Here is a 4,615-nt window from a genome sequence, read left to right as displayed (position 1 = left end):
TCGGTGGCGGGGACACGCGCATCAGTGTCACCAGCTCGCTTCGGTCGCGGCCCGCGAGGGATCGCGCGACCCGTCCTCCTCGTCGTCCGAGAGCCGTTCCCGCTCCGGTGAATTGGGCGGTTCGAGGGAGGCCTCCACCGGCTGCGGGATGGCGAAACCGTCCATGTCGTCGACCAATTCGGTGATTTTCGGCAGGCGGGCGCGCTCGCTCTGGATCGGCGCCATCATCTCCTGCGTCCTGCGGGCGACCTCGGCCGCGGCCTGCTGCGCGGCCTCGGTGACGGCCTTGGCGATCTCGGTGTAGGTGAGGTCGTCGATGTCGGGCGCGAACTTCGTCTCGATGACCTTGTAATCGGCGTTGACGGTGACCGTCACCCGTTTGCGCACGGTGGCACTGGCGATGATCTTGGCGCGGTCCTGCTGCACCTGCGCTATCACCCGCATCTGCTTCTGCACGGTCTCGAGGATGTCCGCCATCTGTGCCTTGGCGTGTTCGTTGGTCATATCCGATTCCCTCTCACTTCGCCAGGCCGACGGTATGGGTGCCGAGCAGACCGGCGAGATTCAGCTCGAACCAGGCGGAGTCGACGTTGTAGACGTCGGCCGGGAAGACCCGGGTGAACGCTTCCCTGGCCACAGCCGCCCGCTCGGCGGCCTCGACCAGGCCGGGGACCGCTTCCTTCTGCGCCTGCGACGCCTTCGCGCCGAGCAGTCCGGTCAGCACGTCGACGACGGTCCTGGTGTCCCACATGCCAGGGACGGCGGGAGCCAGCGCGTCCGCGCCCGCCGAGGCGCCGCGATACCAGCGGCCGCCCTCCCACCAGTAGCAGAAGGTCAGCAGCCCGTTCTCGGCGCGACGGTTGATCACCGGGGCGGCGACCCAGTCGGGGGCGCCCAGGTAGAACTGCGGCATCGGGAGGTCTTTGTTGTAGACGGCGTCGAGTTCCGGTGCGTTCCAGACGCCGCCGGAGAGCACCGCGCGGTCGCCGGGCAGCAGGCACAGGGTGGAACCGCTGTGCTTCGAACCCTCGAAGACATGGAAGGCGGGGGTCACCCGCGGGCCCCACTTGGAGCCGACCGCGACGAACGCGGCGGCGATCAGCGCCCACCGGCGGGCCATCACATCGAGTGCGGGGAATTCCACGTCCGGCGCCGAACCGATCGCGTCGCGGCCTGCCGCCGCGTCCGCGCGTGCCTGCTCGGCGGCGGCCAGCGGGCCGCGGAGCTGGCGGTTGTCGTGGCCGATGTAGGCGGCCAGCCAGATCGGCAGCCGGTCGCGCGGATAGATCTCGATGTCGGTGCGGTACACCGTCGGTGGGAACAGCTGGTCGTCCGGGAACGGGTCGTCGCCGTAGTCGTAGTCGACGTCCATCCGGCCCGCGTTGGTCAGGGTGAGCAGGTAGCGCCACCACGGGCCGTCGCCCATCGACGCGGACACGTGCCGGTGCTCACGCAGCAGATCCAGCAGCTCCGGGCTCGGGAACACCCGCGCGAAGCGCTCCTGGTCGTCGTGGAAGACGACCATCGACACCTCGGCCGCCGCCGTCATCGCGAACGACGCCTCGACCTTGGTCCAGCCCGGCGGGCCGAGCGCCGCCAGCGTTTTCGCGATGCGATGGCTCAGCGCGGCGGCACGGTCGGTTGTTCCGTCGTCGGCTACCACTGTGGTGAGGGTGAATCCGACATCGGGATCCCCGGCCAGCTCGTCAGCCACTGCGTACTCCTTTGCCTAGTCCCGGTTCTCGCCGTAGCGCGCGATCACGGCGCCGGTCTCGTCCCATTCCGTCCGGGTGAGCAGCGCGCCGTCGGGAGCGAAGACGGTCTCTTCCTTGCGGTTCCCGGTGGGGAACCAGGCGCACCAGTGGCCGACCTCGTGGCGGTCGGCGTATTCCCCGGTGTAGCGCGGGGTTCCGTCGAGGAACCAGCCGCGGGTAGGTCCGTCGCGGTAGCCGTCGGCGTAGGTGGACAGTTCGGTGATGGGGCTGCTCGGCGCTGCACGCCGGAACTCCTGACCGGTGAACGGCTCGGCGCGGTAGTACATGCGGGCTTCCCCGTCGTCCCAGCGCAATTCGGGATCGTCGGCCGCGACGGCATCGGCGGCGATGCCCTTGCGGGTGCGCTCGTCGTCGAATTCGACCAGCTCGCCCGCCTCGTTCCAGCGCGAGTGGGTGAGCAGGGTGCCCTCGATGTCGTAGACGTCCTCGAGGCGGCGCGAACCGTCGGGATACCACTCCTGCCAGGTGCCGACCGGGCGGTTGCGGTAGAACTCGCCGTTGTAGCGCATGGTGCCGTCGGGGTACCAGCCGCTCCAGTCGCCGTCGCGCTCGCCCTCGTCGTAGCTCCAGTACTCGCGCCAGGTGCCGTCAGGGCGGGTCTGGGTCACCGCGCCGCTGTACGGCTCGCCCCGATACGACAACGTGCCCGTCGCCGCGTCGATCACCACATCCGGATCACTCAGTTCGATCGGATCGTCACTCACCTGGAAAAACCTCTCCGATCGGTCAGGCTCGGTCGCTGAACATTGTCATCCGGCTGGCCGGATCGGCAACCACGTTACGGATCAGCAGACCGAGGTCCAGTTCCGGTGGCAGCGCGCGGTAGATCAGCGCACCCATCGGCCTGCCGTCCACGACAACGGTGAACCGCGTCATCCGCTGCGGCGAACGCTCCCAGCCCACGTGCGCGCCATCGGTGACATCGATCGCCTGACTACCGACCTGCACCAGCAACCGATCGGCGAGCCGGTAGAAGATCACCGTCACCCCGCCGAGGTCGCCGTACAAACCATCCGCACCGAGCTGCCCCGGCGGCGCCGGCCGCAACGCCCCAGACCGCGGATCGAATTCCGCCAACACCCCACTGCCGTACGGGCGCACCACCAGTACGACCTGCTCGGTCGGCGACCGATACTCCGGCCGATACGCCCTGCGGTCACCACCCTGCCCACCACCCGGCGGCATAGCCGGCGGCGGATACATCGGCGCACCACCCTGCCCATAGCCCTGCTGCTGCCCGCCGGGTTGTCCGTTGCCCGCGTTTCCGTTCCCCGGTGCGTAAGGCTCACCGGTTCCCCGTGCGTAGGGCTGACTGCCCGGCGGGTACGGCTGACCCGTCCCTGGCGTGTACGGCTGACCGCCGGGCGGGTAGGTCTGACCGTTCCCCGGCGAGTAGGGATCACCGGTTCCCGGTACGAACGGCTGACCACTCCCCGGCGAATACGGCTCACCGGTTCCCGGTGCGTACGGCTGACCACCGCCGGGCAAGTGCGGCTGGCCATTCCCCGGCGCATAGGACTGACCGTTCGCCGGCGCATAGGACTGACCGTTGCCCGGCGAATACGGCTGACCGTTCCCAGGTGGAGATGGCTGACTGCCGTCCGGCGGGTAGGGCGAGCCCGAACCCGGCTGCCGGGTCACCCACGGCGGGAGTGGTGGCATGCCAGATCCACCACCGGGCGGAGTCGGCTGAACCGGCCACGACGGCACAGTCGGCCCATTAGGCGCCGGATCCGTCGGCGACGGCTCGGTAGGCGTCGGTTCCGGCAGACCCGGAGGAACCGGTAGCTGCGGCGGCACAGGCGATTCCGTCGGCAGCGGCGGCACCGGAAGCTCCGGTGGCACGGGTGGCTGCGGGGGCATCGGCGGATCCGTCGGCAACGGCGGCTGCGGGGGCACAGGCGGCAACGGGGGCACAGGCGGCTGCGGAGGTTCAGCGACGTCCGGCGGGCACGGTGGATCCTGACGGTCCGGCGGTGGCGGCGGGAGTGGCGGGCGCGGAGGCTTCGGCGGTTCCTGGGGTTCCGGCGTCAATTCCAGTGGTGGTACCGGCCATTCGACAGCGTCGAAGACCGGCACCTCGAGTTCCACCTCGTACTCGTGCGGCGGATGTGGGATATGCGAGCGCAGGGCAGACCCCGGCAACTCTCGACGCGCACCTGGCCGATCCCCGTCCGGCGACCGCGGCGGCAGCCCCGGCCCACCCGGATCGAAACCCTTGTCCGGATCGCCACCATCCCGATCAGCATCCGAGTCATCGGACTTGCCCGGATCGACACCATCGACGTCCGCGTCCGGAACAACGGGAGGACGACGTCGCGACCCATCGCCGGGCTCCGCCCCCTTCGCCCCAGGCGCCCCCTCGGCGTCGAGCTCAGCCGCAGGACGCTGGCTGCCCTGGCCCGGCTGCCTATCCTTCGCGATGCCGGGGTCACCCGGGTCGGTGACCGGGTTGAGCACGGGCGGCACGGACGTGTCGTCGCGAACCGAGACGGCATCCTGGCCGTTGACCGCTGGGCGAGACCTGCTCGGTTCGCTACCCGGGTGATCGGTGCGGCCGAGGTCCCCGTTCTCGGCTGGAGGCTCGCCTTGGGACCGATCCACGGGCGGAGTTCGGTTGTCGCCGTTGGCCTCCGGGCCAGCGGGCAACTCCGGACGCACAGGCGCACCTGGCACGGCAGGGGTGGACGGGCCGGCGATCGGCGAACCATCCGGGTCCGGCCCGGGCACGCCATCGGACGGTCCGTCGCCCAGGGCGGGCGTGTCCGCACCGCCGATCTCGGGATCGGTCACGAAAGGCTCGGTGTATAGCGCGCGCTCACCAGCGCTATCGCCGGCCC

The 4,615-nt window shown here is 70.1% G+C and carries 4 protein-coding genes; all 4 read right to left on the bottom strand.

Annotated elements, in window-relative coordinates:
- Window positions 1–27: 27 nt before the first annotated feature.
- The 4 genes from ACFWPJ_RS25260 to ACFWPJ_RS25245 are packed head-to-tail and all read right to left on the bottom strand — an operon-like array spanning window position 28 to window position 3,437.
- Window positions 28–504, bottom strand: coding sequence for a YbaB/EbfC family nucleoid-associated protein (locus ACFWPJ_RS25260; RefSeq protein ID WP_378854866.1), 477 nt, complete (start codon window positions 502–504; stop codon window positions 28–30).
- Window positions 505–517: 13 nt separating this feature from the next.
- The gene (locus tag ACFWPJ_RS25255) at window positions 518–1,714 is read right to left on the bottom strand and encodes a hypothetical protein (RefSeq protein WP_378854865.1); all 1,197 of its coding nucleotides are present in this window, start codon (window positions 1,712–1,714) and stop codon (window positions 518–520) included.
- A 15-nt stretch (window positions 1,715–1,729) separates the two neighbouring features.
- Window positions 1,730–2,479 (bottom strand): hypothetical protein, encoded by a 750-nt coding sequence (locus tag ACFWPJ_RS25250; RefSeq protein WP_378854864.1) that lies wholly within the window; start codon window positions 2,477–2,479, stop codon window positions 1,730–1,732.
- Window positions 2,480–2,501: 22 nt separating this feature from the next.
- The gene (locus ACFWPJ_RS25245) at window positions 2,502–3,437 is read right to left on the bottom strand and encodes a hypothetical protein (protein WP_378854863.1); all 936 of its coding nucleotides are present in this window, start codon (window positions 3,435–3,437) and stop codon (window positions 2,502–2,504) included.
- Between the last annotated feature and the right edge of the window lie 1,178 nt (window positions 3,438–4,615).

Source organism: Nocardia sp. NPDC058497 (assembly GCF_042720195.1).
Classification (GTDB): domain Bacteria; phylum Actinomycetota; class Actinomycetes; order Mycobacteriales; family Mycobacteriaceae; genus Nocardia.
Note: the sequence above shows the minus strand (reverse complement) of the source record. Positions and strands in the feature narration are given on the sequence as shown.

Bases quoted from the DNA above. Each gene is read 5' to 3' on its own strand.
- ACFWPJ_RS25260 (WP_378854866.1), bottom strand. From the start codon at position 504: ATGACCAACGAACACGCCAAGGCACAGATGGCGGACATCCTCGAGACC.
- ACFWPJ_RS25245 (WP_378854863.1), bottom strand. From the start codon at position 3,437: ATGCCACCACTCCCGCCGTGGGTGACCCGGCAGCCGGGTTCGGGCTCG.